This window comes from Corynebacterium sp. HMSC069E04 (genome assembly GCF_001813175.1).
GTDB classification, from domain to species: Bacteria; Actinomycetota; Actinomycetes; order Mycobacteriales; family Mycobacteriaceae; genus Corynebacterium; species Corynebacterium aurimucosum.
Genome location: NZ_KV811648.1, coordinates 1 through 1823, shown reverse-complemented (window position 1 = coordinate 1823; position 1823 = coordinate 1). Strand labels below are relative to the sequence as shown.

Genomic DNA, 1823 nt, shown 5'->3' with positions numbered 1-1823 from the left:
TTTTTTGTTTGGGTAGGGGAGCGTCGTGCATGTGTTGAAGCGTTACCGTAAGGAGGCGTGGAGTGTGTGCGAGTGAGAATGCAGGCATGAGTAACGAATTGGAAGGTGAGAATCCTTCCCGCCGGATGACTAAGGGTTCCTGGGTCAAGTTCGTCTTCCCAGGGTGAGTCGGGACCTAAGGCGAGGCCGACAGGCGTAGTCGATGGATAACCAGTTGATATTCTGGTACCCGTATATCCGCGCCCATGATAAAGCACTGATACTAACCACCGCGGATACGATTGATGTGTTCTTTGAACACGTTGGTTGTTGATGTCGTGGGGCCTGATGTGTGGTTCAAGTGATGGGGTGACACAGTGTAGTAGCCATGCCGCTTAGTGGATTGTTGGTGTAAGCGTGTGAGGTGGTGTGTAGGTAAATCCGCATGCTGTTAAACCTGAGGCGTGATGCGTAGCCCAAGTGTGGGTGAAGTTGGTGATCTAGTACTGTCGAGAAAAGCCTCTAGCGATGTGGATGTATGGCCCGTACCCTAAACCGACACAGGTGGTCAGGTTGAAAATACTAAGGCGTTCGGGTGAACTGTGGTTAAGGAACTCGGCAAAATGCCCCCGTAACTTCGGGAGAAGGGGGACCACACGACTTAAGCACTCTTTGCGAGTGTGGTGGGTTGTGGGGTCGCAGAGAATAGAGGGAAGCGACTGTTTATCAAAAACACAGGTCCATGCGAAGACGTGAAGTTGATGTATATGGACTGACGCCTGCCCGGTGCTGGAAGGTTAAGAGGACCGGTTAGTAGTCTTTTGGCTGCGAAGCTGAGAATTTAAGCCCCAGTAAACGGCGGTGGTAACTATAACCATCCTAAGGTAGCGAAATTCCTTGTCGGGTAAGTTCCGACCTGCACGAATGGCGTAACGACTTCTCTGCTGTCTCAACCACAGGCCCGGTGAAATTGCACTACGAGTAAAGATGCTCGTTACGCGCGGCAGGACGAAAAGACCCCGGGACCTTCACTATAGCTTGGTATTGGTGTTCGGTTCGGTTTGTGTAGGATAGGTGGGAGACTATGAAGCGGCCACGCTAGTGGTTGTGGAGTCGTTGTTGAAATACCACTCTGATCGGATTGGATGTCTAACCTTGGCCCATGATCTGGGTTGGGGACAGTGCCTGGTGGGTAGTTTAACTGGGGCGGTTGCCTCCCAAAATGTAACGGAGGCGCCCAAAGGTTCCCTCAGCCTGGTTGGCAATCAGGTGGTGAGTGTAAGTGCACAAGGGAGCTTGACTGTGAGACAGACATGTCGAACAGGGACGAAAGTCGGGACTAGTGATCCGGCACCTACTTGTGGATGTGGTGTCGCTCAACGGATAAAAGGTACCCCGGGGATAACAGGCTGATCTTCCCCAAGAGTCCATATCGACGGGATGGTTTGGCACCTCGATGTCGGCTCGTCGCATCCTGGGGCTGGAGTAGGTCCCAAGGGTTGGGCTGTTCGCCCATTAAAGCGGCACGCGAGCTGGGTTCAGAACGTCGTGAGACAGTTCGGTCTCTATCCGCCGCGCGCGTTGAAACTTGAAGAAGGCTGTCCCTAGTACGAGAGGACCGGGACGGACGTACCTCTAGTGTGCCAGTTGTTCCGCCAGGAGCATCGCTGGTTGGCTACGTACGGAAGGGATAACCGCTGAAAGCATCTAAGCGGGAAGCCTGTTTTAAGATGAGGTTTCGTATTTGAGGTCCCCCACAGACGATGGGGTTGATAGGCCAGACCTGGACGCACCGCAAGGTGTGAAGGCTACTGGTACTAATAGACCAAAACAAACACACACAC

1 rRNA gene is annotated in these 1823 nt (G+C 53.0%); it reads left to right on the top strand.

Annotated elements, in window-relative coordinates:
• Positions 1 to 1821 (top strand): 23S ribosomal RNA (locus HMPREF2896_RS03810); the annotation flags it as partial.
• Positions 1822 to 1823: the final 2 nt, after the last annotated feature.